The following is a 26,565-nucleotide window of genomic DNA, read 5'->3' as shown; positions in this document are numbered from 1 at the left end:
TCCGAGCAGACCGCGGAGACGGCAGCGAAGCCCAGGCCTCCCGTGACGGAGGCCTGACCGATGGGCGACTGGTACCGGCAGGAGATCCTGGACCCGGGCAAGCAGCCGCTGCTCTTCCTGCTGCTGGGCTTCCTCGGGGCGTTCTTCTTCATCCGGCTCAGCGTGCGGATGATCCGGGCCGAGGTGTCCTGGTGGCCGGGGAACGTGGCGTCAGGCGGGCTGCACATCCACCACGTGGTCTTCGGCGTGGTCTTCATGATCATCGCCGGCCTCGGGCTGGCCTCGCCGGTCGGCGACAAGAGGCCCTGGGCCGAGATCGCGGGCGCACTGTTCGGCATCGGCACGGCGCTCGTACTCGACGAGTTCGCGCTGATCCTGCACCTGCGGGACGTCTACTGGTCCGAGGAGGGCCGGCTCTCGGTGGACACCGTGGTGCTCGGCGCGGCGGTCTGCGGACTGCTGCTGCTCGGCGCGGCACCGTTCGGTGTCGACCAGGCCTCCACGGACGGCGCCCCGGCCTCCGGCTGGACGTACGCCGGCACGGTCGTCGTCAACGCCGGCTTCGCGCTGGTCGCGCTCAGCAAGGGCAAGGCCTTCACCGGGCTGATCGGGATGCTGGTGCCCATCTTCGCGGTGGTCGGGGCCCTCCGGCTGGCCCGCCCCGGCTCGCCCTGGGCGCGGGCCCGCTACCCGGAGGGCAGTCGGAAGGACGCCCGGGCCCGGGCACGCGAACAGCGCGAGGGCTGGCAGCGCCGTCTGCGCATCAGGGTCTACGACGCGATCGCGGGCAAGCCGTCCGTCGGTGAGTGATGCTGCGGGGTGCCCCAGGGGCGTGCGGAACTGCGCGAAGCGGGAGGGCGCAGGTCGCTGCCTTCCGGTCTCGCGCAGTTCCCCGCGCCCCCTGGGGTAGCCCGATCCTGAGCGGTTGCCCGCTCTCAGCCCTCCTGGGCGATCGGCTTCGGGCTGTCGGCGCGCTGCGCGTCGGCGGCGTCGCCGGTACGGGCCTCGGTGCGGCGACCCCTGGCCAGGAAGTCACGGACGATCAGCTCGACCGCGTCCTGCGGGTTCTTCGTGCCGGAGAGCAGCATGACCTCGATCGCGAGGTCGGCATCGAGCGTGACGGTGATCTGGGCCATGGCGACTCCTCCTCGGGGCAGGAGAGCAGCATGCCCCGCCCGGCCGGGCGGGGACAGGGGACTGCCCCCGGAGACGACCAGTTCTCCGGGGGCAGTGTCCTGCGGGTACTTCCGAGGCGTCAGATCCGGCCGGCGAAGTCCGGGGCCCAGTTGCTGATGGTCTCGGTCCTCACGCCGGCGCGCGGGTTGGCGGCCTCGACGTACTTGCCGTCACCGACGTAGAGGGCGACGTGGTGGACGCCGGAGTTGCTGCCGTTGCTGGACCAGAACAGCAGGTCGCCCGGCTGCAGGTTGTCCAGCGAGACGCGGGTGCTGGCGTCGGCCTGGTCGGCGGCCACGCGGGGCAGCGCGATGCCGGCCGCGCGGAAGGCCGCCTGGGTCAGGCCGGAGCAGTCCCAGCCGCCGTTGCTGCTGCCGCCGTAGACGTACGCCTGGCCGACCTTGGAGAGCGCGAAGTTGATCGCGGCGGCCTTGCTGCCGGTCACGTTCGAGGCCTTGACCGCGGAGGTCGTGGCGCGCTTGGCCGTGGTCGTCGTGGTGCTGTGCTTCGGCGCGGCGGCCTGCGGAGCGGCCTGCTGCGGGGCGGCGGCCGTGGTGGTCGTCGTGCCGAGCGCGAGCTTCTGACCGGGGTAGATGAGGTCCGGGCCCGAGGTCAGCAGCGACTTGTTGAGGTCGTACAGCTTCTGCCAGCCGCCCTCGACGTTGTTCTTCTGGGCGATGGTCGACAGCCAGTCGCCGGACACCACGGTGTAGGTCTTGTCCGTGGTGGTGGTGGCCTTGGGGGCCTCGGTCTTCGGCGCGGCGGCCTGCGGGGCGGCCTTGGGGGCAGCGGCGCGGGTCTCGGAGCGCGACGCCGCGGCGGAGGACGAGGAGGAGCTGGTGTCGACCTGGGCGGGGGCGCCGCCCTTGGTCAGACCGGCCTTGACGGAGCAGACCGGCCAGGCGCCGGGGCCCTGGTCGGCGAGGACCTTCTCGGCGACGGAGATCTGCTGGGCCTTCGTGGCCTGGTTCGCCTGGGCGGCGTACTGGTGACCGCCGTACGCGGCCCAGGTGCTGGAGGTGAACTGCAGACCACCGTAGAAGCCGTTGCCGGTGTTGATGCTCCAGTCGCCGCTGCTCTCGCACTGGGCGACCTTGTCCCAGGTGGAGACGGGGGCGGCCGAGGCGGCGCCGGCGGTGAAGCACGGGATCGAGAGACCGAGGCCGACCACGCCGGTGGCGGCGATCAGTCGGCGGGTACGCGTGGTGGCGTTGACGGGCAGCATGAAGATGCGTTCCTCTCCCACGCCTGCGAGGTGAGCTGTCGGATTCGGGCTGGAGTTGCCCGGCCGTGCTGAGCACGGCTTCACCCCAAGCCCCGAGTCGGTCCGAGGACCGCCTCCGGGCGACTTACCTGGTTCCCCCGCCCCTGCCGTGGTGCGTTTCTGCGTTGCCGACTCACCCGGCGGCAGGACTCGGCGTTCCGGATGAGTGGGTCCGTGTGACCACGAACAGGGGAGCACGTTAGACAGACTTAAGTTGAAACTGCAAACACCTGTGACCTGGGTCACAGATCGTTTCCGGTAGCTTCGTGTCCGAACTTGATTGGTCGGCCCGGTCGGAATCGGCCGCTTTCGAGCAAATCCCCAGCCCCCTCCGGGACTTGCCTATGCTTCAGACGACGGAGCCGGTATGCGGCCTGGGGGAGGGCTAGTCGATCATGGCGCTTCAGGAGGAACCACCCGAGCCCGGTCCAGGGACCAAAGACCCCCGCCGGGTGGGTCGCAGGAGGGTCCTCGCCTGGCTGGCCGTCGGCACGGTCGCCGCCGCCGTCGGCGCCGAGGAGGTGCTTCGCCGCTCGCTGGGCGACTCGGAGCGCCCGGCAGCGACCCTTGAGACCCCGGCCGCGGCGACCCACGCCCACAGCGCACCGCCGCCGCCGAGCCGGCCCGCGCCCACCCTCGACCAGAGCGGACGCCGCTGGTCCGACCCGGCCGGCTGGGGCGGAGCCGTACCGGGGCCGGGGACGGCCGTGAGGATCACCGACCGGGTGGTGCTGGACACCGACGCGAGCGTCGCCGCGCTGCTGATCGAAGCTTCCGGCTCCCTGGTCTTCGCCGCCGAGAAGACCATCACCCTCAGCTCGGCCGGCAACGTCGAGGTGAAGGGCGGCCTCGCCCTCGCACCCGCCGACACGGCCGTGCACACCCTGCGCTTCCCCGGCGTCGACGAACGCCGGTTCAAGGGCGGCGGTATGACGCTCGTCGACACCGACACCGGCCTCTGGGTCACCGGCGCCGGCTACCTCCGGCTGGACGGCGCCGCCAGGACGGCCTGGGTCCGGGCCGCAGGCCCGCTGAAGGCCGGTGACACCGCCATCACCCTCGCCGCCGCCCCGACCGGCTGGCGGGTCGGTGACGAACTCGCCGTCACCCCCACGGCCGCCCCCGACACCGAGGGCTTCTCGGCCCAGTACGACCTACGGACCATCCAGCAGATCAGCGGAGCCACCGTCACCCTGGATGCGCCCCTGCACTACGCCCACCCCCGGGTCGCCACCGGAGGCGGCGTCACCGTCGGCGCCGAGGTGCTCAATCTGACCCGCAACGTCCGCGTCGAGGGCACCGCCGAGGGCCGCGCCCATGTCCACCTCACCAGCTCCCGCCCTGCCGACGTCCGGCACGCCGCACTGCGCTGGCTCGGCCCTCGTAACGCGGGCAAGGAGAAGTGGAACGGAGCACCCGTCACCGAGCCCGTCCTGGGCCGGTACGGGCTGCACTTCCACATGCTCGGCGACAGCAGCCGGGGGACGGTGGTCGAGGGCGTCGTCGTCCGTGACGCCGGCAGCCATGCCTTCGTCCCGCACGCCAGCCACGGCATCACCTTCCGAAGCTGCATCAGCCACAACACCTGGGAGGACGCCTACTGGTGGGACGGCCCGCTGGACACCCGTACCCCGCAGGGCCCGTCCGACGAGATCGCGTACGAGTCCTGCGTGGCCTCCCGGACGGTCTTCGAGCCCAACCCCCGCGCCTACCGGCTGACCGGCTTCAGCCTGGGGGCGGGCACCGGAGGCGTCGCAAGGGACTGCGTGGCCGTCGGCGTCCAGGGCGCCACCGGGGCCTCGGGCTACGAGTGGCCGGAAACCAGCGAGGGGGTCTGGACCTTCGAGCGCTGCCTCGCCCACAACAACCTGCAGAACGGCATCTTCGTCTGGCTCAACGCCCAGCACCACCACACCGTCGGCCAGTTCGTGGCGTACCACAACGGCGGCTGGGGCATCGAGCACGGCGCGTACCTCAACGACTTCGACTACTCGGCGAGCGTCCTCTACGGCAATGCGGCCGGGGGAGTGGCCCTGCACTCGCTCGGCCGGGACAAGGGCACCGTCTTCGACGGGCTGCTGATCGACGCCGCCGGGCAGTCCGACTATGCGATCGCCACCGCCAAGCACCAGCTGGCCGGTGAGACGGTCACCATCAGCCGCTGCCGGCTGACGGGCTACCGCAAGGCGGGCGTCGCCTTCCGGGCCACCACCGACGGCGTGCCGGACGACGTGGCCGTTCTCGACTGCGAGTTCGGCGGCAACGAGCTCTGGCTCGACCCGGATTCGCCCGCACCGAAGAGCATCGTGCTGCGCAGGGCGGGCGAGCAGCAGGCCGTCCAGGTCCGCAAGCCGGACGTCGGCGGCGGCGCCGCCCCGAAGTGGAACGCGAGCACCGCTCCGGCAGCGGTCAGCACGGCGCCACGCGCGGTGCTGACGCCCTCCCTCAGGCTGAAGGACGCGGCGGCCCCGACCGCCCGTCTCAACGCGTGAGAGGGGCCTCCGGACGGGGGCCCCTCTCACGGCGGTGGATCACTCGGAGGGCTGCTCCTCGACGGGGGCCTCGCCCGGCGCCGTGATGTTGAGCGCGGCGAGGTAGGTCGAGGCGACCAGCTGGCCGATGGTCGGGTAGGCGCCGAGCGGCGCGGCGCTCGGGCAGCCGGTCTCCTCGGCGGCCGCGGCGAGCAGCTCCGGGTCGGCCTCGGGGCCGATCACCAGCGGGGCCAGCGCGGGGCGCTGGGAGCCGGTGGCCCTGAGGTGCTCGACGGCGGCGGCGACCGAGCCGGGGACGTCCAGGGCGGCGGCCACCACGGGCACCGCCAGGCGGGCCGCCAGCAGCACACCGGTGATCCCGGCGGCCGCGGCCGAGTCCTCGCCGCCGACGGTGGTCAGGACCACGCCGTCCGCCGAGGTGGCGATGGCGAACAGCCTGGCCCGGTCGGCGCGGGCCAGCCCGGCCTCGGAGAGCCGTACGTGGACCGCCTCGGACAGCAGCGGGTGCGGGCCGAGGACGTCGGTGACGATGGCGCCGGTCCCGGCGGCCAGCTGGTGCAGCTCCGTCAGGAAGCCGTGCGGGCCGGGCAGCAGCGGCACCAGGACGGGCGCGGGCAGCCCGGCCTCGGCGGCCTGGGCGAGCAGCCCGGCGACGGTCGGAGCGTCGTCCTGGTCGCCGTCCGCCAGATAGGCGGCGGCGGCCTCGATGCCCGGCTGCTCGCCGCGCACGATGGAGAGCAGCTCCTCTACGACGGGGCGGGTCTCGGGCCCGGCCGTGGCCGGGACGGCCAGCACCAGCGCCGGGGAACCGGTCGGGACCTCCGGGCGCTCGGGACGGCGGTGGCGCCCCCGCGCACGGGAGCCTGGAGTGCGGACGGGCAGTGGCGCGCCCGGGATGGCTGCGGTGCTCATGGCGGAGATCGTAGGACATTCGGGCGTCCGAGCTGCAGTCGGATCCCAGGACTGGACAATCGGCCAGGGCGTTATCCGGACATTCTCGGCCAAATCCTCTGAGCTGCCTGCTGACGCCGCGTCTCATGGGATCGCCGCCAGATCCGGGGAGTGATGTGTCTCACACTCGCGTCAGGTGACGGACTGTGAGCCGTGGCCGGCGGCGTGAAGATCAACGCGGGGGTGGGGCCTCGGTACGGGCTGTCATCGGGGCCTCTGCGATTCGACCGGCTTTGTCCGCTTACGTGGCGTCAACTGCCTTGGAAGAAGCGGAGTTCCCGGCTCCCCGGCACCGGCGAATGCACGCGCAATGTCCCGTGCTGATGCACGTGCACTGGAGTTATCATCACGTCAAGTGAGGCGAACGCCAGGCAGGTCGGGAGAATTCAATGCAGAAGACGTACAACGGCATGGCGGCTGCGGACCTCGAAGGCGTGGTCTGGCAGAAGAGCCGGCACAGCAATTCGCAGGGGAACTGTGTCGAGTTCGCCGCGCTGCCGGGGGGTGACATCGCGATGCGCAACTCGCGCTTCCCGGACGGTCCTGCGCTGATCTACACCCGGGCCGAGATAGCGGCGCTGCTGCTCGGTGCGAAGGACGGGGAGTTCGACCACCTGGCGGCCTGAGCCGGGCCGCCGTCAACTTCCTTACACAACGGCCGTCGTGGGCACTCCTCGCCGCGACGGCCTTCGTCGTTTCCGGTGCCGGGTGGCGTCCCCGTACCCGGTGAGGCTCCGTACCGGGTCGGGTTCCGGGCCCGGTCAGGCGGAGCGGCGGTGCCGGCCGGAGGGCTCGCCGGTCTCGGAGCCGGCCTCGGCCTCGAAGAGGGCCCAGACCACCTTCCCCGCGCCGGCCAGCGGGTGCCAGCCCCAGGAGCGGCTGAAGGAGTCCACCAGGTGCAGCCCGCGGCCGGACTCCGCCACGAAGTCGGCCTCCCGGGCCACCGGCCCGTTGCTGCTGGGGTCGCTCACCGCGCAGACCACCTGCGGGGAGCGGTGCACCAGGCTTATTCGGATGGGCAGCCGGGCGTCGGCGGCCTGCTGGGGGCCCGGCTGGACGGGGAACCGGCTGGGCTCGACCGCTGGCTGGACGTCCCGGCGGGGTTCGAGCGCGTGCCGCAGTGCGTTGGTCACCAACTCGGAGGCGACCAGGGCGACATCGTCGAAGAGATCGCCAAGGCCCCAGCCCTGGAGGGTGGATCTGGCGAACTCCCGCGCGGTTCTGACGGCTTCGAGGCGAGGGGCGAGGGTACAGGTGACCACGTGGGGGTCGACCGCGAGGGCCGTACCGGTGCTCATGAAGAGCTCCTCCCATAAGGGGGCGGACACGGCTGGACCCGCCGGGGTCATGCCGGTCACCTCCGACTCGCTAGGCCGCGCGGCCGCCTCCTCGACGAGCCACACCCGCACACGCGAGCCCAGCCGCACACAGGTGCGGCTGGGTGGGTGTGCGGTATCGCGCGTGGGGTCGACGCGGAGCCCGCGGGATTGCCAGGGATGTGCAGGTGCACGTGCACCATGGTCCTCTGCGCTCACTGCAGATGCAAGAGTCGATTCACGTGCAGTCGCACTATTGGCATATGCAAGCGCCGAATGCACGTGCATGATGGTGGGTCTGATGCAGAACTGGTAGATCGTTGTGCCAGTACCGGCACCCAGAGCGCTCAACTGATGGCAGACTGTGCGCTGTTTGCCCATGGTGGAGGTTTCGACGGCATGACCACAGTTCAGCCCGGCGGTGGCTCGATGGTGCGCCGAATCCTCCTCGGCTCCCAACTGCGCCGTCTGCGCGAGGGCCGGGGCATCACGCGGGAGGACGCCGGCTACCAGATCCGCGCCTCCGAGTCGAAGATCAGCCGCATGGAGCTCGGCCGCGTCAGCTTCAAGGAGCGCGACGTCGCCGACCTGCTCAGCCTCTACGGGGTGAACGACGGAGCCGAGCGCGAGGCCCTGCTCGGCCTGGTCCGCGAGGCCAACAAGTCCGGCTGGTGGCACAGCTTCAACGACGTTCTGCCGGGCTGGTTCCAGACCTATGTGGGTCTTGAGGAGGCCGCCGCGCTGATCCGCACCTACGAGGTGCAGTTCATCCCCGGCCTGCTCCAGTCCGAGGAGTACGCCCGCGCGGTCTTCGGCCAGACCCGGCCGGTGATCAGCGACGAGGAGCTCGAGCGCCGACTCAGCCTGCGGATGCGCCGCCAGAAGCTGTTGACGGACGGCCAGAGCCCCCGCCTGTGGGCCGTCATCGACGAGGCCGCACTGCGCCGCCCGGTCGGCGGGCCCAAGGTGATGCGCGCTCAGGTCCAGTACCTGATCGACATCGCCCAGCAGCCCAACGTGGTCGTCCAGGTCATGCCGTTCCGCTTCGGCGCGCACGCCGGCGAGAGCGGGGCCTTCTCGATCCTGCGCTTCCCCGAGCAGGACCTCGCCGACGTGGTCTACCTGGAGCAGCTGACCAGCGCGCTCTACCTGGACAAGCGCGACGACGTCGACGCCTACATCCAGGTCATGGAGCGGCTCTGCGTCGACAGCCTCACCCCGGACCAGACCATAGACCTGCTCACCGCCATCCTCGCCGAGCGCTGACGGTACGCCGGGTCTCACCCGGACGGATGACCACGGCCCCCGAACCACCCGCTCGTAGCGGCCCGTTCAGAGTCGGACCGGCTGCAGCCGCGGCGGCGCGTCCGGCTGCGGCGGCACGCCCAGCTCCCAGGCCAGGCCGTAGCGGGAGAACAGGTCCGCCCGGATCGGCGCCAGCGGGATGGCGGCACCGGGCAGCAGGACGCCGATGCAGCCGCCCATCAGCGCGCTGCGCAGGACGGCGTGCTCGGCGACCGGATCGGCGGCGCCCCAGCGCCTGAGCAGGTCCTGGAGGATCGCACCGAGCTGCTGCTGCTCCGGATCCTTCACGAACGCGCCCACATCCGGGTCCAGGATCAGCGCGAGGTGCGAGCGCATCACCCGCGGATGGTCCATCGCCAGCCCGAGGACGGCGTCGATCGCGCGGGCCAGCCGGGCGTCCGCTCCGGCGTCCGGGGGCAGTTCGTCGAGCGCGGCGGCCAGCTCCAGGTGCATCAGCCGGTGGGTGGCCGCCTGCATCAGGAGTCGTTTGCCGTCGAAGTAGTACGAGAGCAGCCCCCGTGCGAGCCCTGCCCGCTCGGCTATGTCACCGAGCGTGGTTCTGCCGTATCCGCGCTGGTCGACCAGCTCGACGGTGGCCCGCATGATCCGTCGACGGGAGCGTTGGCGCATTTCCTCGTTGACCGATTCCCCGCGAGGTGCCATCGTGTCAGCTCCGTACGTTGGTTGGCTCCCGGCCAATATACTGGCGGGGCCAGGGCCGGTGCTTCCCGTACCCGGAGACTCCCGTACCTCGGAGCCTCAGGGGAGGGCGCGCAGCGGCCCCGTACGGAGAGCCGGCTCCACCAACACGGGGGTTTGGTGGAGCCGGCTCCCACCGGGCGGCGAGGGGTCGACGGCCCGGGTGCGACGTGACGGGTTCTCAGCGGTCCGCCAGCACCTCGGCGGGCACCGACGGGTAGTCGTAGTCCGGCACCGAGACCGGGGCCTTGCGGCGGTCGAGCACCGCGCCCGCCAGGGTCACCAGCAGACCGATCAGCGCGACCCCGGTGATCAGCAGAAGCGCCGGGCGGTAGCCGTCCAGCTGCGCCTGCGGACTCTCGCCACCGCCGCTGCCCGCCGTGATCACGGCCGTGGCGGCGGCCAGCACGATCGCACTGCCGACCTGGAAGGCGGTGTTCACCAGGCCGGAGGCCAGGCCCTGCTCCTCGTCCGCGACGCCGTTGGTGGCGGCGATGTTGACGGAGGGGAAGGCCAGCGCGAAGCCGATGCCGAGCAGCACCATGCTGGGCAGGACCAGGCCCACGAAGCTGCTGTGCTCGTCCAGCCGGAGGAAGAGGCCGTACCCGGCGGTCAGGGCCAGGACCCCGATCGGCAGCAGTCGGGCGGTGCCGAAGCGGTCCACGATGGCGCCCATCCTGGTCGCCGAGAGGGCGACCAGAGCGCCGGCCGGCAGGAAGCCGAGTGCCATCTCCAGGGCGGACCAGCCGAGCAGCCGCTGCAGGTACAGCGTGGCGATGAACTGGAAGCCCGCGTAGGAGCCGAAGATCGAGAGTGCGGCGATGTTGGCGCGGCTGACCCCGCCGTTACGGAAGATGCCGAGGCGGACCAGCGGGTGCGCGGTGCGCTGCTCGATCAGCAGGAAGGCGGCGGCGAGGACGGCGACGGCCGCCAGCGAGCCGATGGTGCGCAGGCTCGCCCAGCCGGCGCTCTGTGCCTCCGTCACGGTGAACACCAGCAGGAGCAGGGCGCCGGTGCCGGTGATCGCACCGGCCACGTCGTACCCGCCGGAGCCCCGCTCGGGGCCGGCCTGACGGGGGAGCAGCCGGATGGCGACGACCAGGGCGATCAGGGCGACCGGGACGGGCATCAGGAAGGTCCAACGCCAGCCGGCCGAGGTGAGCAGGCCGCTGAGCACCAGACCGAGCGAGAAGCCGCTGGCACCGCACGTGGTGTAGATGCTCAGCGCGCGGTTGCGGGCCGGGCCCTCGGCGAAGGTGGTGGTGATGATGGAGAGCCCGGCGGGGGCGGTGAACGCGGCCGACACGCCCTTGAGGAAGCGGGCCGCGATCAGCAGGCCGCCGTTGTCCACCAGGCCGCCGAGCAGGGAGGCTGCGGCGAAGACGGCGAGCGCGATCAGGAAGACCCGGCGGCGGCCCAGCAGGTCGGCCGCCCGGCCGCCGAGCAGCAGCAGGCCGCCGTAGCCGAGGACGTAGCCGCTGACCACCCACTGCAGCGCGGAGGTGGACAGGTGCAGATCGGTGCCGATCGAGGGCAGGGCGACGCCGACCATCGAGACGTCGAGGGCGTCGAGGAAGAGTGCTGCGCAGAGGACGACGAGGGTGCCCCACAGGCGTGGGCTCCACCGGTCGCCGCCGTGGACCGACGAGGCGTCAGAGGTCGTGAGGGGATCTGGGGTTGGTGTGGACTGCCGGGCTGTGGTCATGGGGAGGAGACTACATGCATGTGCAATCAATGCAAGCGGATTTAATGCCCCTGCATTAAATGCTCGAACATGTGCTAGCCTGAGCGCGTGCCTGAACTCGATGCCACCGCACTCGACGCCGCGCCGTCCGACGCCCCCGAGGCGGACCTCGTCGCCGGCTGGCGGGACCTGCTGGCCCGCCACGCCGCCGCCTCCTGCGCGCTGGACCGCGAACTGGGGGAGCGGCACGGCCTCGGCATGAGCGAGTTCGAGGTGCTGGAGCGGCTGGCCGAGGACGAGCAGCGTGGGGCGGGCGACCAGAATCTGCGGGTCCAGGACCTCGCCCACACCGTGCACCTGAGCCAGAGCGCGCTGTCCCGGCTGATCGGCCGGCTGGAGAAGGCCGGACTGGTCGAGCGGGCCCTGTGCCAGGTCGACCGGCGCGGCATCTACGTGACCCTCACCGAGGCCGGCCGCGAGCGCTACCGCGCCGCCAGACCACTGCACCGCGAGGTGCTCGCCCGTACGCTCTCCGGGAAGCCCGGTACGGGCTGCTGAGCCCTCGCGCGGACGTTCAGAGCCCGGACGTTCCGAGCAGTGCCGTCAGCCCGGGCGCGGCGGCGAGCAGGACGGCCGCGGCGGGCGCCGCGAGCGCGGCGAGCGTCAGGCGCAGCCGGCGGTTCACGGGCAGCCGGGGCTCACCGGCCAGCAGCCGGTCCACCCGGTTCGGGGTCTGGGCCAGCAGGTGCGGCGGGCAGGAACCGAACACCCCCCGGCCGGAGTTGAGTTCGACCAGAGCCAGTGCGGTGGTCAGCCGGCCGTGACGCCGGGCCGCCCGGTCGTCGGCCGCCAACTCCACCAGTTCGCCGACCTGGTCGCGGAAGGCGCTGAACACGCCGACCCCGGGGAATCCGGTGGCGAGCGCCTCGGCGCACTGTGCCAGCCAGTGGTGACGTGCCCGGACGTGCCCGCGCTCATGGCTCAGCACGGCGGCCAGCTCACGGTCGCTGAGCTGCTGCAGCGCACCCGTGGTGACCACTAGCCGGGCGTCGGGGCCGGGCAGCGACCAGGCCTCCGGGCGGACGTTCTCCAGCACCACCAACTGCTCGCGGGCGGTCCGGCCCGCCGCCAGTCCTTTCGGCAACTCGGGCGCACGATCGCTCAGTTCGGCGTGCCGGTGGCCGCGCAGCGCCCGTGCCGAGCGGACTTCACGGGTCAGCGAGACGGCCGTCCACAGCCCGCCCGCAGCCAGCAGCGCGGCACACAGCCGCCCCCAGCCCTCGGCACCCGCCAGGCCGTACGCGGCCTCGACCCCGCTCGGCGCGCCGGCGAACACGGCCTCGCGCAGCGCGGGCAGCGCGGCGGTGGTGGCGAGCAGCAGACTGAGCAGACAGCAGAGCAGAACGGCGACCACCAGGCACTGCCAGGCGCACAGCGCCAGCACCGGCTCACGCCCGGCCCAGCGGGCCCGGGCCAGCAGACCCGGCGCCACGGTGGACAGCAGCAGTCCGAGCAGCAGCAGGCTCAGCAGGGCTGTCATGGCAGGTGCTCCCCCAGGAGACACGGGAGCGCGGCATTGCGCTCGGTCCAACCTATGCGCTGCCGACGGCCCCGGGGAACGGGTTCCGCACGCCAGTGACCAACACCACGCCGACGGCCTGTCAGAGGCTCCGCCCCCAGGTGGGCACCCGATCAGGTCGGTGCACCTCAGGGGCGCGGGGAACTGCGCGAGATCGGAAGGCAACGGCCTGCAGCTCCCGCTTCGCGCAGTTCGTCGCGCCCCTGTGGTTGACGCGCTGCCTCACCTCTCGATGACTGGTCCCGCTCGGGGCCCCGCGGCTGCCGAAGCCGCGTCGGTCACATCGTCAGGAGCATGGCGAACATCCCGATCCCCATCGCCAGCCGGCACGCCCGGGACACCTCGGCGCCTGCCACCCGTACCGGCCCGGCCGGCGTGCTGAGCAGTCGGCTGCCGGCCCACAGGGCGTACGTCCCGAAGTAGAGCAGCAGCACTCCCGTGAGCAGCGGAAGACCGGCGGGCGCGCCGTGGTGGGCGTGCGCGGGCGCGCTCGCCATGGCGAGCGCCATGTACGTCATCGCGAGCGCCCCGATCGCATGGTGCAGTCGGTGGGCGCGGAGCCCGGTGGCGGCCGGCCGGGCGGCCGCCACCAGCAGGGCGGCGGCGAGCAGTCCGTACGGCCAGCCCCAGAGGATGCCGGGCCGCAGGACCATCCCGGCCATGCCCAGGCCCATCAGGGCCTCGGCGGCATCCGACTCCCGGGCCGGCCACCGTCCGGTGCCCGGACCGGACGAGGTGCACGCGGCCGCCACGCCCCGAAGACGCGTCAGACAGTAGACGCCGGAGGCGGTGGCCAGGACCGCCAGCAGCCAGGTGACGACGGCCGGACCGTGCATCGGTGCCCCTCTCGACCGGTGCGTGCGGGACTTGCGTCCACGATCACCGATCAGGGGTCGGCGCAGCAGGGCGCGCACAGGGGCGCACGGAGGTGCCTGCCTGCGTCAACTGCTGGGCGCGAGCCTCCCGGCCGCCACGATCCGGCTGAGGAACTGCCGGGTGCGCTCCTGCTGCGGGTCGCCGAAGACCTGCTCGGGCGGGCCCTGTTCGAGCACCACGCCGGCGTCCAGGAAGCAGACCTGGTCCGCCACCTCACGCGCGAAGCTCATCTCGTGGGTCGACAGGACCATCGTCATGCCCTGCTCCTTGAGATCGCGCACCACCGCGAGCACCTCGCCGACCAGCTCCGGGTCGAGCGCGGCGGTGATCTCGTCCAGGAGCAGCAGCCGCGGCCCGGTGGCCAGCGCCCGGACGATCGCCACCCGCTGCTGCTGGCCGCCGGAGAGCCGGTCCGGGTACTCGGTGGCCTTCGCCGCCAGCCCGAGCCGGTCCAGCAGCTCCAGTGCCTTCGCCTCGGCCTCGGCCCGGCCGAGGCCGTGCACCCGGCGCGGGGCCAGCGTGATGTTGTCCAGCACCGTCATGTGCGGGAACAGGTTGTACGCCTGGAAGACCACGCCGATCCGGCGGCGCACCGAGTCCTCGTCGGCCCGTGGGTCGGTGATGTCCTCCTCGTCCAGGAAGATCGCGCCGTCGTCGAGGGTCTCCAGCAGGTTGGCGCAGCGCATCAGCGTCGACTTGCCGGAGCCCGAGGCGCCGATCAGTGCGGTGACGGAGTGCGTCGGCACGGCGAGGTCGATGTCGCGCAGCACGACCTGCTCGCCGAAGGACTTGCGGACCGACTCCAGCCGCAGCACGGGGGTGGTCATACGGCACCTCCCTGGTGCTGACGGCGGTTCATCCGGGCCGTCGTCCAATCGGTGAACCGGGTCATCGGGATGGTCAGCGCGATGAAGACCAGGGCCGAGACCAGGTACGGCGTGTAGTTGAAGCTCTGCGAGGTGATGATCTTCGCCGCGTAGACCGCGTCGATCACACCGCCGATGGAGACCAGACCGGTGTCCTTCTGCAGCGAGACCAGGTTGTTCAGCAGCGGTGGCACCACCCGGCGCACCGCCTGCGGCAGCACCACGTACCGCATCGCCTGGGCGTTGCTCAGCCCCAGCGAGCGGGCCGCCGCGCGCTGGCTCGGGTGCACCGACTGGATGCCCGCGCGGAACACCTCGGAGACGTACGCCGAGTACGTCAGCACCAGCGCCGCCCCGCCGAGCACCAGCGGATCCGTCGTCACACCGGTCAGCCTCAGGGCGGGCACGCCCGTGATCATGATGAGCAGGCAGATGATCATCGGCAGGCCGAGGAAGAAGTCCACGTACGCCGTGGCCAGCAGCCGCACCGGCAGGAACACCGGTCCGCGCAGCGTGCGCAGCAGCGCCAGCAGCAGCCCGAACACCAGGATCAGCGCCCCGCAGACCACCATCAGCTCAAGGTTCACCCGAAGGCCCTTGAGCACCTCGGGCAGCGCCTGCCGCGCGTAGTGCGCGTTGAAGAAGGTCTCCCGGGTGCGCTCCCAGCCGGGTGAGCTGACGATCACCAGCCAGAGCACCAGCGCGGTCGCGGCGGTACTGACACCGGCGATCAGCGCGGAGCGCCGGGCACGCCTGCGCCGGTACGCCTCCCGGGCGAGCCGGCGGGCGGACGGGCGGTACGGGGTCTCCGTACCTTCGATCATTTCGGCGTCCGTCGTCACTTCAGCACCGGGGCGGAGACGGCGTCGGAGAGCCACTGCTTCTCGAGCTTGGCGAGCGTGCCGTCGGCGCGCAGCGCGTCCACCGCCTGGGTGACGCAGCCGGTCAGCGCGCTGCCCTTGTCCAGCACCAGGCCGAACTGCTCCGCACCGCTGCCGCTGCCCTCGAGCTGTCCGACGACCTGAGCGTCGGTCACCTCGGCCCCGGTGATGTAGAAGGCCGTCGGCAGGTCGACGACCAGGGCGTCGATCTGACCGTTCTTCAGCGCCGTCTTCGCCAGGTCGTTGTCGTCGAAGACCGCGGGCTGGGCCGAGGGCTTGATCCGGTCGGTGATGGTGGCCAGGCTCGTGGTGCCCACCTGCGCACCCAGCTTGGCGCCCTTCAGGTCCGCCAGGCCCTTCGCGCCCGCGACCTTGGAGCTCTTGAGCGCCACCACGGCCTGTCGCACGTCGTAGTAGCCGGAGGAGAAGTCGACCGACTTCTTGCGCTCGTCGTTGATCGACACCTGGTTGATGTCGAAGTCGAAGTCCTTGGCCCCCGGGGCGAACGCCTTGTTGAAGGGGCTGACCACCCAGCTGACCTTGTCCTTGGGGTAGCCGAGCTTCTCCGCGACGGCGAAGGCCACCGCCGACTCGAAGCCCTTGCCGTTCTCCGGCTTGTCATCCGAGAACCACGGGTCGTACGCCGGCTTGTCCGTGCCGACCGTCAGGGTGCCCGCCTTCTTGGTGCCCAGCGCGCCCTTGGCGCAGCCGTCGGCGGCCGGGGCGGCCGCGTCGGTGGTCCTGGCGTCCTGCGGCGCGCAGGCGGTCAGGACCGCGGCCGCGAGGAGCAGGGCGGCGAGTGCCGCCGGACGGAGAGCGCGCGAGGCAGAGGCAGGGGTCATGGCAGGACTCCAGGAGCGAGGAAGTGGGAGCGCGGACGGATGCCGTCGGGAAGAGTGCCCACCGTGCGCGGTGAAGACACCGGATCTCCCGGTGGCGGCGCTGCGGGGCAAGAGGCATGGTCGGCGTACGGCACCGTCTCCGCGGTGCCTCCCGAGCCGGGCGTCAGCGCCGGCAACAGCCGTGCGCGCGACAACAGGAGCACACCCGGAGCAGGTCGAGGTGGCGGACCGCCACGGGATTCACCGCCGGGAGCATGGCGGGAGATTCGCATCCCGCCGATACATCTGTCCAGATCATCCGTACGGGTGTCCAGATAGCGGACAGCGGGGCCGCGCAGCGATACGAGATCCGTCCCCCCTTGAACAGGAGAACCTTTCGAACCTATGGTGTCTATGTCGAAATAACTCCTGTCTAAGTGAGTCTCAGATGAAGAATCTCTCGCCAAGGCTCGCTGTGGCGGTCGACCTTCCCGTTGACGCCCCGGCTGAGCAGTCCACCCACGCGGCCCACCCCGCCTGGCTGCGGCTCAAGGACGCCGTCGAGGCGCTGCGGCCCCTCCAGTCCAAGGACGGCTCCATCGACCTGTCCGCCGTCCAGCGGAGCACGGTCGACCCCCTGGTCGACACCGTGCTCTCCGCCGTCGAGGAGCTCGCCCCGCTCTTCCCGCACGACGCGGACTACCTCACCGCCGTCCGCGCCGACCTGCGCAAATGGGCCGACACCGGGTACCGCGAGCCCGACTTCCTCGACTCGCTGCTCGCCTTCCAGCCCGCCGCGCAGCGCGAGGACGGCCTCGAGCACCTCGTGGTCTTCCCGATGTACACCCAGAACGGCAACCCGGACCGCAACCTCGAGGCCGTCCTGCTCAAGGTGGTCTGGCCCGACTGGCTGGCCGAGCTGGAGCGCACCCGCTTCGACAACCCGATGTTCGTGCCGATCACCTTCACGGACTTCACCGCCGGTTACGACACCAACTCCGCCGTGCTCTTCCCGGAGACCGTGGCCGTCCGCCAGGCGCCGGAACGTTTCACCTGGGGCGGCATCTTCTGCGACCGCGAGGCCGCCCGCTTCCGCGCCGTCACCACCAGCGCCGTCGAGCTGCTCGGCCTGGAGATCCCCGCCGACGCCGCCGGCCTGCTCGAGGACCAGCAGCGCGCCCAGCAGACCTTCGTCCTGTGGGACCTGGTCCACGACCGCACCCACAGCCACGGCGACCTGCCGTTCGACCCCTTCATGATCAAGCAGCGCAGCCCGTTCTGGATGTACGGCCTGGAGGAGCTCCGCTGCGACCTGACCGCCTTCAAGGAGGCCGTCCGCCTGGAGGCCGAGGGCTACACCCAGGGCCGCGACGTCCAGTACGCGATCCTCTTCGACCGGATGTTCCGCTTCCCGGTCAGCGGTGACCGCGTGCGCAACTACGACGGCATGGGCGGCCAGCTGCTCTTCGCGTACCTGCACAAGCACGACGCGCTGCGCTGGCGCGACAACCGTCTCACCATCGACTGGGACCGCGTCGCCGAGGTCACCAACGCCCTCTGCGGCGAGATCGAGACCCTCTACCGCGAGGGCATCGACCGGCCGAAGACCGCCCACTGGATCGCCGCGTACCAGCTGGTCTCCAAGTACCTCACCCCGCACCCGGCCTCCACCTGGGCCAAGGGCCCCGAGGCGCTCCCGCTCGGCACCGCCGACGGCAAGGCCCTCAACAAGGCCCTGTGCGACGCCGTCCTGCCGGACGAGTTCCCGCTCAGCATGTTCTACGAGGCCCTCTCCAAGAAGCTGAGCGGCGTCATCGCCGCCACCACCGGCATCACCGGCGCCGGCCTGCAGGGAGCCGCCGCATGAGCGCCCTCACCGGGAAGGTCGTCGCCGTCGCCGGGGCCAGCGGCCCCGCCGGCCAGGCCGTGATGCGCCGCCTCGCGGCCGACGGCGCCACCGTGATCGGCGCCGACATCGACCCGCAGCGCCTCGACGCGGCGCTGGACTCCGTCCGCACCGCCGTTCCCGGCGCCAAGGTCAGCGGCCAGGTCATCGACCTGCTCGACCCGCAGGAGGTCCACGACTGGGCCGACCACCTGGAGGCCGAGCACGGCCACGTCGACGGCGTCTTCCACCTCGTCGGCGGCTGGCGGGGCAGCAAGACCTTCTTCGACACCCGGATCGACGACTGGGACTTCCTGCACGACACCGTGGTGCGCACGCTCCAGCACACCTCGCTGGCGTTCCAGCCCGCGCTGGTCCGCAGCGAGTCCGGCCGGTACGCGATCGTCTCGGCGTCCTCGGCCCACAAGCCGACCGCCGGCGGGGCCGCCTACGCCGCCGCCAAGGCCGCGAGCGAGGCCTGGACCCTCTCCATGGCGGACTCCTTCAAGAAGGAGACCACCTCCGAGGACGGCGAGCCCACCGCCGCGGCCGCCATCCTGGTGATCAAGGCCCTGGTCACCCCGGAGATGCGGACCGAGAAGCCGGAGGCGAAGTTCGCCGGCTTCACCGACACCGCCGACCTCGCCGACACCCTGGCGGGCCTCTGGGACCGCCCCGCAGCAGAACTGAACGGACAGCACCTGTGGCTGACAGCCCGATGACCTCTCGTACCGACGCAGTACGGCGGCACGACCCCGCCGTCCGCGGCTTCGCCAGCGACAACTATGCGGGCGTGCACCCGGAGATCCTGGCCGCGATCGCCCTCGCCAACGACGGCCACCAGGTCGCCTACGGTGAGGACCAGTACACCGAGCACCTGCAGACGGTGTTCCGTAAGCACTTCGGCGACAAGGCCGAGGCCTACCCCGTCTTCAACGGGACCGGCGCCAACGTCGTGGCCCTCCAGGCGCTGCTGCCGCGCTGGGGCGCGGTCGTCGCCGCCGAGAGCGCGCACATCAACGTCGACGAGTGCGGAGCCCCCGAGAAGATCGCCGGTCTCAAGCTCCTCACCGTCCCCACGCCGGACGGCAAGCTCACCCCCGAGCTCATCGACCGGCAGGCCTGGGGCTGGGGCGACGAGCACCGCGCGCAGCCGCTCGCGGTCTCCATCACCCAGAGCACCGAGCTCGGCACCCTGTACACCGCCGAGGAGATCAAGGCGATCTGCGACCACGCCCACGAGCACGGCATGCTCGTGCACCTGGACGGCTCGCGCATCGCCAACGCGGCCGCGTCGCTCGGCCTGCCGCTGCGCGCGTTCACCACGGACGCCGGTGTGGACGTGCTCTCCTTCGGCGGCACGAAGAACGGTCTGCTGCTCGGCGAGGCCGTCGTCGTGCTCAACCCCGAGCGGGTGCGGGACCTGAAGTACCTGCGCAAGATGTCGATGCAGCTCGCTTCGAAGATGCGCTTCGTCTCCGTCCAGTTCGAGGCCCTGCTGGCCGGCGACCTCTGGCTGCGCAACGCCGCGCACTCGAACGCCATGGCCAAGCGACTGGCCGATGCCGTCGAGAACATCGACGGTGTGACCATCGTCCGGCCCGTCCAGGCCAACGCGGTCTTCGCCCTGCTGCCGCGCGAGGTCAGCGAGCGCCTGCAGAAGCGCTACCGCTTCTACTTCTGGAACGAGCACACCGGCGAGGTGCGCTGGATGGCCGCCTTCGACACCACCGAGGCCGACATCGATGCGTTCGCCGCCGCGATCGCAGAGGAGATGGGCCGGGTCTGACGGGCCCCTCTCTCGATACGCCGCACGACCCCGGCACGGACTTCCCGTGCCGGGGTCGTGTGCGTCCGTCAGTACCCGGCGGGCGGGCGGTTGGGGTCGGCCTGCTGGACCTTGGTCGTGAGGTTGTGGCCGTCGCGGGCGACTTTGTAGGTGTCCATGACGTAGTTCATCGACGCGGCGATGTTCGCCACCCCGTCGTAGATGTGATTCGACGTGCCCGGTTGGTGATAGGTCGCGAACGTCGGGGGGATGCACTGCACCACGCCGCGGGAGCAGTAGAGCGGGCAGTCGTCCGACTGGAGTGGGCCGTGCGCATTTCGGTCGTTGGTGTTGACGGCATTGAAGAAGTAGGTGGACTCACGGACGGCGATCGTCATGTAGCCGTCGAATCACCCGTTCACCGGAAGCCCCATGAGGTCGCAGGCCTCGCGGATGGCGGCGCTCGTGCTGCCGTCCACGACCTTGTCGTAGACCACGTCCGACAGCGGAATCCCATGGCCTTGCGCGTCGTCCTGCGGGGTCGTCCCGTCGACGACGGAGAAGAGGCCGCTCTCCCTGCCGAGCCTGGCGAGAGAGCCGGCGCCGGGGATGCCGTCCGCATCACTGCCGCTGAAGCCGAACGACTGTTGCAGACGGCTGTACGCGTTGAGGGTCAGAGTGCCGAACGAACCGTCGACGAAGCCCGGGTCCAGCAGCCCCCGGGCGGCTAAGGCCTGCTCGACCGGCTTCACGTCGCCGGGGAACACCCCGGCCCCCTGGGGAGCCGGCGGGTCGACCCGCGCAGCCTTGACCACGTGCGAGACATCGATCTGGGTCACCTCATCACCTTCCTCGGTCACCCCTGTCTCGACTCTACGGCGGGGTGGCCGACTCGACTTGTCCAGCGGGACGGCTCCGAGCGGGGGACGGGGGTGCAGGGGCGCACTCGGGTGGCTGTTGGGTCATTCGAAGGATTCAGCCGCACCGGAAGCACTGGGTCCGCTACCCACGGGGCAGCCGTGGCCCGGGCGGATTTGCTTGTGGGGGCGCGGGCCCCGTACAGTTCCGGAGTCGCACCGCGAGGGGCGAAGAAAAGCGGGTCTGGTGAGTGAAACTCCGGAAAACGGGGCGGAAATCATCTGATAAGCTTGAAACACGAAAGAACGAAGCGCCCGGAGAGACACGAGAGTGTTTTGAAGGAAGTGTCCGTTCCTTGAGAACTCAACAGCGTGCCAAAAGTCAACGCCAGATATGTTGACATCCCCGGCCTGGACTTCGGTCCGGGTTGGAGATTCCTTTTGAAGTAAAAACACAGCGAGGACGCAGTGCGCGGGATCACCCTATTCCGGTGGTTGCCGTGCCGCTCAACGCGAGTGTCTCACCCGATTACGGGTAAACATTCACGGAGAGTTTGATCCTGGCTCAGGACGAACGCTGGCGGCGTGCTTAACACATGCAAGTCGAACGATGAAGCTCTTCGGAGTGGATTAGTGGCGAACGGGTGAGTAACACGTGGGAAATCTGCCCTGCACTCTGGGACAAGCCTTGGAAACGAGGTCTAATACCGGATATGACCTGCCTCCGCATGGGGGTGGGTGGAAAGCTCCGGCGGTGCAGGATGATCCCGCGGCCTATCAGCTTGTTGGTGGGGTAACGGCCCACCAAGGCGACGACGGGTAGCCGGCCTGAGAGGGCGACCGGCCACACTGGGACTGAGACACGGCCCAGACTCCTACGGGAGGCAGCAGTGGGGAATATTGCACAATGGGCGAAAGCCTGATGCAGCGACGCCGCGTGAGGGATGACGGCCTTCGGGTTGTAAACCTCTTTCAGCAGGGAAGAAGCGCAAGTGACGGTACCTGCAGAAGAAGCACCGGCTAACTACGTGCCAGCAGCCGCGGTAATACGTAGGGTGCGAGCGTTGTCCGGAATTATTGGGCGTAAAGAGCTCGTAGGCGGCCTGTCGCGTCGGATGTGAAAGCCCGGGGCTTAACCCCGGGTCTGCATTCGATACGGGCAGGCTGGAGTGTGGTAGGGGAGATCGGAATTCCTGGTGTAGCGGTGAAATGCGCAGATATCAGGAGGAACACCGGTGGCGAAGGCGGATCTCTGGGCCATTACTGACGCTGAGGAGCGAAAGCGTGGGGAGCGAACAGGATTAGATACCCTGGTAGTCCACGCCGTAAACGTTGGGAACTAGGTGTTGGCGACATTCCACGTCGTCGGTGCCGCAGCTAACGCATTAAGTTCCCCGCCTGGGGAGTACGGCCGCAAGGCTAAAACTCAAAGGAATTGACGGGGGCCCGCACAAGCAGCGGAGCATGTGGCTTAATTCGACGCAACGCGAAGAACCTTACCAAGGCTTGACATATACCGGAAACGGCTAGAGATAGTCGCCCCCTTGTGGTCGGTATACAGGTGGTGCATGGTTGTCGTCAGCTCGTGTCGTGAGATGTTGGGTTAAGTCCCGCAACGAGCGCAACCCTTGTTCTGTGTTGCCAGCATGCCTTTCGGGGTGATGGGGACTCACAGGAGACTGCCGGGGTCAACTCGGAGGAAGGTGGGGACGACGTCAAATCATCATGCCCCTTATGTCTTGGGCTGCACACGTGCTACAATGGTCGGTACAAAGGGCTGCGATGCCGCGAGGCGGAGCGAATCCCAAAAAGCCGGCCTCAGTTCGGATTGGGGTCTGCAACTCGACCCCATGAAGTTGGAGTTGCTAGTAATCGCAGATCAGCATGCTGCGGTGAATACGTTCCCGGGCCTTGTACACACCGCCCGTCACGTCACGAAAGTCGGTAACACCCGAAGCCGGTGGCCTAACCCGTAAGGGGAGGAGCCGTCGAAGGTGGGACCAGCGATTGGGACGAAGTCGTAACAAGGTAGCCGTACCGGAAGGTGCGGCTGGATCACCTCCTTTCTAAGGAGCACATAGCCAGACTCGAGCGAACGCCTCGAGTTGGTTGCTCATGGGTGGAACGTTGACTATTCGGCACGCTCGGTTGATGGCCGCCAGTACTGCACTTCGGTGCGTGGAAGACGGTTCATGGGTCGGGTGTGTCGGGCACGTTGTTGGGTCCTGAGGGAACGGCCGTCATGGTCGTTGCTTCAGAGATGCCGGTCCCACTGACAGCGCTCCTGGTGAGCGTCGTAGGTGGGTGACTGGTCGTTGTTTGAGAACTGCACAGTGGACGCGAGCATCTGTGGCCAAGTTTTTAAGGGCGCACGGTGGATGCCTTGGCACCAGGAACCGATGAAGGACGTGGGAGGCCACGATAGTCCCCGGGGAGCCGTCAACCAGGCTTTGATCCGGGGGTTTCCGAATGGGGAAACCCGGCAGTCGTCATGGGCTGTCACCCATACCTGAACACATAGGGTATGTGGAGGGAACGCGGGGAAGTGAAACATCTCAGTACCCGCAGGAAGAGAAAACAACCGTGATTCCGGGAGTAGTGGCGAGCGAAACCGGATGAGGCTAAACCGAGATGGTGTGAGACCCGGCAGGGGTTGCCGTTTCGGGGTCGTGGGAGTGAGCTTGATCGGTCTGCCGGCCGGTCGGCGAGTCAGAAACCGTTGGTGTAGTCGAAGGACATGCGAAAGGTCCGGCGTAGAGGGTAAGACCCCCGTAGACGAAACATCAGCGGCTTGCTTGCTCATTTCCCAAGTAGCACGGGGCCCGAGAAATCCCGTGTGAATCTGGCGGGACCACCCGCTAAGCCTAAATATTCCCTGGTGACCGATAGCGGATAGTACCGTGAGGGAATGGTGAAAAGTACCGCGGGAGCGGAGTGAAATAGTACCTGAAACCGTGTGCCTACAAGCCGTGGGAGCGTCGGACATGCAGTTTACTGTGTGTCTCGTGACTGCGTGCCTTTTGAAGAATGAGCCTGCGAGTTTGCGGTGTGTAGCGAGGTTAACCCGTGTGGGGTAGCCGTAGCGAAAGCGAGTCCGAATAGGGCGTCTGAGTTGCATGCCCAAGACCCGAAGCGGAGTGATCTAGCCATGGGCAGGTTGAAGCGCGGGTAAGACCGTGTGGAGGACCGAACCCACCAGGGTTGAAAACCTGGGGGATGACCTGTGGTTAGGGGTGAAAGGCCAATCAAACTCCGTGATAGCTGGTTCTCCCCGAAATGCATTTAGGTGCAGCGTCACGTGTTTCTTGCCGGAGGTAGAGCACTGGATAGGCGATGGGCCTCACCGGGTTACTGACCTTAGCCAAACTCCGAATGCCGGTAAGTGAGAGCGTGGCAGTGAGACTGTGGGGGATAAGCTCCATGGTCGAGAGGGAAACAGCCCAGAACACCGACTAAGGTCCCTAAGCGTGTGCTAAGTGGGAAAGGATGTGGAGTCGCAGAGACAACCAGGAGGTTGGCTTAGAAGCAGCCACCCTTGAAAGAGTGCGTAATAGCTCACTGGTCAAGTGATTCCGCGCCGACAATGTAGCGGGGCTCAAGCACACCACCGAAGTCGTGTCATTGCAGCAATACCCCCAACGGGGGCTGTGATGGGTAGGGGAGCGTCGTGTGCCGGGTGAAGCAGCGGTGGAAACCAGTTGTGGACGGTACACGAGTGAGAATGCAGGCATGAGTAGCGATACAAGAGTGGGAAACTCTTGCGCCGATTGACCAAGGGTTCCTGGGTCAAGCTGATCTGCCCAGGGTAAGTCGGGACCTAAGGCGAGGCCGACAGGCGTAGTCGATGGACAACGGGTTGATATTCCCGTACCCGCTTTGAAGCGCCAACGCTGAACCAGGTGATGCTAAGGCCGCGAAGCCGGCCCGGAGTCTTCGGACAAAGGGACGTGGTGGAGCCGCCGGACCAAGTCTGCAGTAGGTGAGCGATGGGGTGACGCAGGAAGGTAGTCCAGCCCGGGCGGTGGTTGTCCCGGGGTAAGGGTGTAGGACGCAAGGTAGGCAAATCCGCCTTGCACATAGTCTGAGACCTGATGCCGAGCCGATTGTGGTGAAGTGGATGATCCTATGCTGTCGAGAAAAGCCTCTAGCGAGTTTCATGGCGGCCCGTACCCCAAACCGACTCAGGTGGTCAGGTAGAGAATACCGAGGCGTTCGGGTGAACTATGGTTAAGGAACTCGGCAAAATGCCCCCGTAACTTCGGGAGAAGGGGGGCCGGATCTGGTGAGGGAACTTGCTTCCTGAGCTGGGGCCGGCCGCAGAGACCAGCGAGAAGCGACTGTTTACTAAAAACACAGGTCCGTGCGAAGCCGTAAGGCGATGTATACGGACTGACGCCTGCCCGGTGCTGGAACGTTAAGGGGACCGGTTAGTCCGATTTCGGTCGGGCGAAGCTGAGAACTTAAGCGCCAGTAAACGGCGGTGGTAACTATAACCATCCTAAGGTAGCGAAATTCCTTGTCGGGTAAGTTCCGACCTGCACGAATGGCGTAACGACTTCTCGACTGTCTCAACCATAGGCCCGGTGAAATTGCATTACGAGTAAAGATGCTCGTTTCGCGCAGCAGGACGGAAAGACCCCGGGACCTTTACTATAGCTTGATATTGGTGTTCGGTTCGGCTTGTGTAGGATAGGTGGGAGACTTTGAAACCCAAACGCCAGTTTGGGTGGAGTCGTCGTTGAAATACCACTCTGGTCGTGCTGGATGTCTAACCTGGGTCCGTGATCCGGATCAGGGACAGTGTCTGGTGGGTAGTTTAACTGGGGCGGTTGCCTCCTAAAGAGTAACGGAGGCGCCCAAAGGTTCCCTCAGCCTGGTTGGCAATCAGGTGTTGAGTGTAAGTGCACAAGGGAGCTTGACTGTGAGACCGACGGGTCGAGCAGGTGCGAAAGCAGGGACTAGTGATCCGGCGGTGGCTTGTGGAAGCGCCGTCGCTCAACGGATAAAAGGTACCCCGGGGATAACAGGCTGATCTTCCCCAAGAGTCCATATCGACGGGATGGTTTGGCACCTCGATGTCGGCTCGTCGCATCCTGGGGCTGGAGTAGGTCCCAAGGGTTGGGCTGTTCGCCCATTAAAGCGGTACGCGAGCTGGGTTTAGAACGTCGTGAGACAGTTCGGTCCCTATCCGCTGTGCGCGTAGGAGTGTTGAGAAGGGCTGTCCCTAGTACGAGAGGACCGGGACGGACGAACCTCTGGTGTGCCAGTTGTCCTGCCAAGGGCATGGCTGGTTGGCTACGTTCGGGAGGGATAACCGCTGAAAGCATCTAAGCGGGAAGCCTGCTTCGAGATGAGCACTCCCACCTCCTTGAGAGGGTAAGGCTCCCAGTAGACGACTGGGTTGATAGGCCGGATGTGGAAGCCCTGTAAGGGGTGGAGCTGACCGGTACTAATAGGCCGAGGGCTTGTCCTCAGTTGCTCGCGTCCACTGTGTTGTTCTGAAACAACGACCCCACACCAGGTCACGGTGTGGTGCGGTCAACGGTTTCATAGTGTTTCGGTGGTCATAGCGTGAGGGAAACGCCCGGTTACATTCCGAACCCGGAAGCTAAGCCTCGTAGCGCCGATGGTACTGCAGGGGGGACCCTGTGGGAGATTAGGACGCCGCCGAACAATCATTCACAGAAAGCCCCCTCCCGGGAACGGGAGGGGGCTTTCTGCATTTCCCGAGCCGGCTGCCCGAAGCCGCCCGACAATGGCTCAGAGTGACTGGGGTTCCGCGGTGAGGGCGCCACCGGCGTTGCCGGTGTTGACCACGCCCTGAGGCTCGATCAGCAACGCCGCAACCTCTCCCGTGGCGCGCGGGCAATGCTCGACGCCCCGGGGGACGATGAACATCTCCCCGGGGCCGAGCTCGACGTCCTGGTCCCGCAGTTGGATCGTCAGCTGCCCGTCGAGGACCAGGAACAGCTCGTCGGTGTCGTCGTGCGTGTGCCAGACGAACTCACCCTGGATCTTCACGACCTTGATCTCGTAGTCGTTGAGCCGGCCCACGGTCTTCGGGGACCAGTGCTCCGAGAACAGCGCGAGCTTGTCCTGCAGGTTGACCTTCTGCGGCTTGTCCATGGGTGACACTCTCGCCGCG

General features: G+C 68.5%; 22 protein-coding genes, 3 rRNA genes and 1 riboswitch. Of the genes, 11 read left to right on the top strand and 14 right to left on the bottom strand.

Annotated elements, in window-relative coordinates; translation table 11 throughout:
• Window positions 1-60 precede the first annotated feature (60 nt).
• Complete coding sequence (locus FB465_RS05370; RefSeq protein ID WP_145788066.1) at window positions 61-810, top strand: hypothetical protein; 750 nt, start codon at window positions 61-63, stop codon at window positions 808-810.
• A 125-nt stretch (window positions 811-935) separates the two neighbouring features.
• On the opposite strand, the gene FB465_RS05365 is transcribed toward FB465_RS05370, so the two are convergent.
• Window positions 936-1,136 (bottom strand): hypothetical protein, encoded by a 201-nt coding sequence (locus tag FB465_RS05365; protein ID WP_145788064.1) that lies wholly within the window; start codon window positions 1,134-1,136, stop codon window positions 936-938.
• 119 nt (window positions 1,137-1,255) lie between these two features.
• Window positions 1,256-2,422, bottom strand: a complete 1,167-nt coding sequence (locus tag FB465_RS05360; protein WP_145788062.1) for a transglycosylase family protein — start codon at window positions 2,420-2,422, stop codon at window positions 1,256-1,258.
• Window positions 2,407-2,567, bottom strand: a riboswitch (cyclic di-AMP (ydaO/yuaA leader). It overlaps the preceding gene by 16 nt.
• Window positions 2,568-2,892: 325 nt before the next feature.
• Here FB465_RS05360 and FB465_RS05355 point away from each other — a divergent pair.
• Complete coding sequence (locus FB465_RS05355) at window positions 2,893-4,932, top strand: hypothetical protein (RefSeq protein ID WP_145788061.1); 2,040 nt, start codon at window positions 2,893-2,895, stop codon at window positions 4,930-4,932.
• Window positions 4,933-4,971: 39 nt separating this feature from the next.
• Here the strand turns inward: FB465_RS05355 and FB465_RS05350 are convergent, their stop codons facing one another.
• Complete coding sequence (locus FB465_RS05350; protein WP_211785726.1) at window positions 4,972-5,844, bottom strand: sirohydrochlorin chelatase; 873 nt, start codon at window positions 5,842-5,844, stop codon at window positions 4,972-4,974.
• 428 nt (window positions 5,845-6,272) lie between these two features.
• On the opposite strand from FB465_RS05350, the gene FB465_RS05345 reads away from it, so the two are divergent.
• Entirely contained in the window at window positions 6,273-6,509 is a 237-nt protein-coding gene (locus tag FB465_RS05345; protein ID WP_145788058.1) for a DUF397 domain-containing protein, read from the top strand.
• Window positions 6,510-6,644: 135 nt separating this feature from the next.
• On the opposite strand, the gene FB465_RS05340 is transcribed toward FB465_RS05345, so the two are convergent.
• Complete coding sequence (locus tag FB465_RS05340; RefSeq protein WP_145788056.1) at window positions 6,645-7,181, bottom strand: ATP-binding protein; 537 nt, start codon at window positions 7,179-7,181, stop codon at window positions 6,645-6,647.
• Window positions 7,182-7,598: 417 nt separating this feature from the next.
• Here FB465_RS05340 and FB465_RS05335 point away from each other — a divergent pair, with 417 nt between their 5' ends.
• Complete coding sequence (locus tag FB465_RS05335; protein WP_145788054.1) at window positions 7,599-8,465, top strand: helix-turn-helix domain-containing protein; 867 nt, start codon at window positions 7,599-7,601, stop codon at window positions 8,463-8,465.
• Window positions 8,466-8,531: 66 nt separating this feature from the next.
• Here the strand turns inward: FB465_RS05335 and FB465_RS05330 are convergent, their stop codons facing one another.
• Complete coding sequence (locus tag FB465_RS05330) at window positions 8,532-9,167, bottom strand: TetR/AcrR family transcriptional regulator (protein WP_145788052.1); 636 nt, start codon at window positions 9,165-9,167, stop codon at window positions 8,532-8,534.
• Window positions 9,168-9,384: 217 nt separating this feature from the next.
• Window positions 9,385-10,908: an MFS transporter gene (locus FB465_RS05325; protein WP_145788050.1), complete on the bottom strand. Its 1,524-nt coding sequence runs from the start codon at window positions 10,906-10,908 to the stop codon at window positions 9,385-9,387.
• Between the two features lie 87 nt (window positions 10,909-10,995).
• Here FB465_RS05325 and FB465_RS05320 point away from each other — a divergent pair, with 87 nt between their 5' ends.
• Window positions 10,996-11,445 carry a MarR family winged helix-turn-helix transcriptional regulator gene (locus FB465_RS05320; RefSeq protein ID WP_246192518.1) on the top strand — a complete coding sequence of 150 codons (450 nt, stop codon included), beginning with the start codon at window positions 10,996-10,998 and terminating at the stop codon, window positions 11,443-11,445.
• 16 nt (window positions 11,446-11,461) lie between these two features.
• Here FB465_RS05320 and FB465_RS05315 read toward each other — a convergent pair whose 3' ends face one another.
• The 5 genes from FB465_RS05315 to FB465_RS05295 form a co-directional block, all read right to left on the bottom strand.
• Window positions 11,462-12,427 (bottom strand): M56 family metallopeptidase, encoded by a 966-nt coding sequence (locus FB465_RS05315; RefSeq protein ID WP_145788049.1) that lies wholly within the window; start codon window positions 12,425-12,427, stop codon window positions 11,462-11,464.
• A 317-nt stretch (window positions 12,428-12,744) separates the two neighbouring features.
• Window positions 12,745-13,302, bottom strand: coding sequence for a DUF5134 domain-containing protein (locus FB465_RS05310; protein WP_145788047.1), 558 nt, complete (start codon window positions 13,300-13,302; stop codon window positions 12,745-12,747).
• A gap of 105 nt (window positions 13,303-13,407) precedes the next feature.
• A complete protein-coding gene (locus FB465_RS05305) occupies window positions 13,408-14,169 on the bottom strand; it encodes an amino acid ABC transporter ATP-binding protein (RefSeq protein WP_145788045.1) in 762 nt (253 codons plus the stop codon).
• Entirely contained in the window at window positions 14,166-15,032 is an 867-nt protein-coding gene (locus tag FB465_RS05300) for an amino acid ABC transporter permease (RefSeq protein ID WP_145788043.1), read from the bottom strand. The genes FB465_RS05305 and FB465_RS05300 overlap by 4 nt, the downstream gene beginning before the upstream one ends.
• 14 nt (window positions 15,033-15,046) lie before the next feature.
• On the bottom strand, window positions 15,047-15,931 hold the full coding sequence (locus tag FB465_RS05295; protein WP_145788041.1) for an ABC transporter substrate-binding protein: 885 nt from the start codon (window positions 15,929-15,931) through the stop codon (window positions 15,047-15,049).
• A gap of 427 nt (window positions 15,932-16,358) precedes the next feature.
• On the opposite strand from FB465_RS05295, the gene FB465_RS05290 reads away from it, so the two are divergent.
• Genes FB465_RS05290 through FB465_RS05280 form a run of 3 tightly spaced genes read left to right on the top strand, consistent with a single transcriptional unit; the run spans window position 16,359 to window position 19,584 of the window.
• Window positions 16,359-17,777: a DUF6421 family protein gene (locus FB465_RS05290; protein ID WP_170290501.1), complete on the top strand. Its 1,419-nt coding sequence runs from the start codon at window positions 16,359-16,361 to the stop codon at window positions 17,775-17,777.
• Window positions 17,774-18,517, top strand: coding sequence for an SDR family NAD(P)-dependent oxidoreductase (locus tag FB465_RS05285; protein WP_145788039.1), 744 nt, complete (start codon window positions 17,774-17,776; stop codon window positions 18,515-18,517). Before FB465_RS05290 ends, FB465_RS05285 begins: the two co-directional genes overlap by 4 nt.
• Window positions 18,514-19,584, top strand: a complete 1,071-nt coding sequence (locus FB465_RS05280; protein ID WP_145788038.1) for a threonine aldolase family protein — start codon at window positions 18,514-18,516, stop codon at window positions 19,582-19,584. Before FB465_RS05285 ends, FB465_RS05280 begins: the two co-directional genes overlap by 4 nt.
• Window positions 19,585-19,652: 68 nt before the next feature.
• On the opposite strand, the gene FB465_RS05275 is transcribed toward FB465_RS05280, so the two are convergent.
• Both FB465_RS05275 and FB465_RS05270 read right to left on the bottom strand, forming a co-directional pair.
• Window positions 19,653-19,961 (bottom strand): lysozyme family protein, encoded by a 309-nt coding sequence (locus FB465_RS05275; RefSeq protein ID WP_145788036.1) that lies wholly within the window; start codon window positions 19,959-19,961, stop codon window positions 19,653-19,655.
• Between the two features lie 12 nt (window positions 19,962-19,973).
• Window positions 19,974-20,402, bottom strand: coding sequence for a peptidoglycan-binding domain-containing protein (locus FB465_RS05270; protein ID WP_145788034.1), 429 nt, complete (start codon window positions 20,400-20,402; stop codon window positions 19,974-19,976).
• 560 nt (window positions 20,403-20,962) lie between these two features.
• Between FB465_RS05270 and FB465_RS05265 the strand changes: the two genes are divergently transcribed.
• The 3 genes from FB465_RS05265 to rrf all read left to right on the top strand — a co-directional run bounded on the left by FB465_RS05265 (window position 20,963) and on the right by rrf (window position 26,093).
• A 16S ribosomal RNA gene (locus tag FB465_RS05265) occupies window positions 20,963-22,486 on the top strand.
• A 285-nt stretch (window positions 22,487-22,771) separates the two neighbouring features.
• A 23S ribosomal RNA gene (locus FB465_RS05260) occupies window positions 22,772-25,893 on the top strand.
• 83 nt (window positions 25,894-25,976) lie between these two features.
• A 5S ribosomal RNA gene (rrf, locus tag FB465_RS05255) occupies window positions 25,977-26,093 on the top strand.
• The 16S, 23S and 5S rRNA genes sit together here, the layout of an rRNA operon.
• An 87-nt stretch (window positions 26,094-26,180) precedes the next feature.
• Here the strand turns inward: rrf and FB465_RS05250 are convergent.
• Window positions 26,181-26,546, bottom strand: coding sequence for a cupin domain-containing protein (locus FB465_RS05250; protein ID WP_145788032.1), 366 nt, complete (start codon window positions 26,544-26,546; stop codon window positions 26,181-26,183).
• Window positions 26,547-26,565: the final 19 nt, after the last annotated feature.

This window comes from Kitasatospora atroaurantiaca, from assembly GCF_007828955.1.
GTDB lineage: Bacteria > Actinomycetota > Actinomycetes > Streptomycetales > Streptomycetaceae > Kitasatospora > Kitasatospora atroaurantiaca.
The sequence above is the reverse complement of the archived record's forward strand: the minus strand, read 5'-3'. Positions and strand labels throughout refer to the sequence as shown.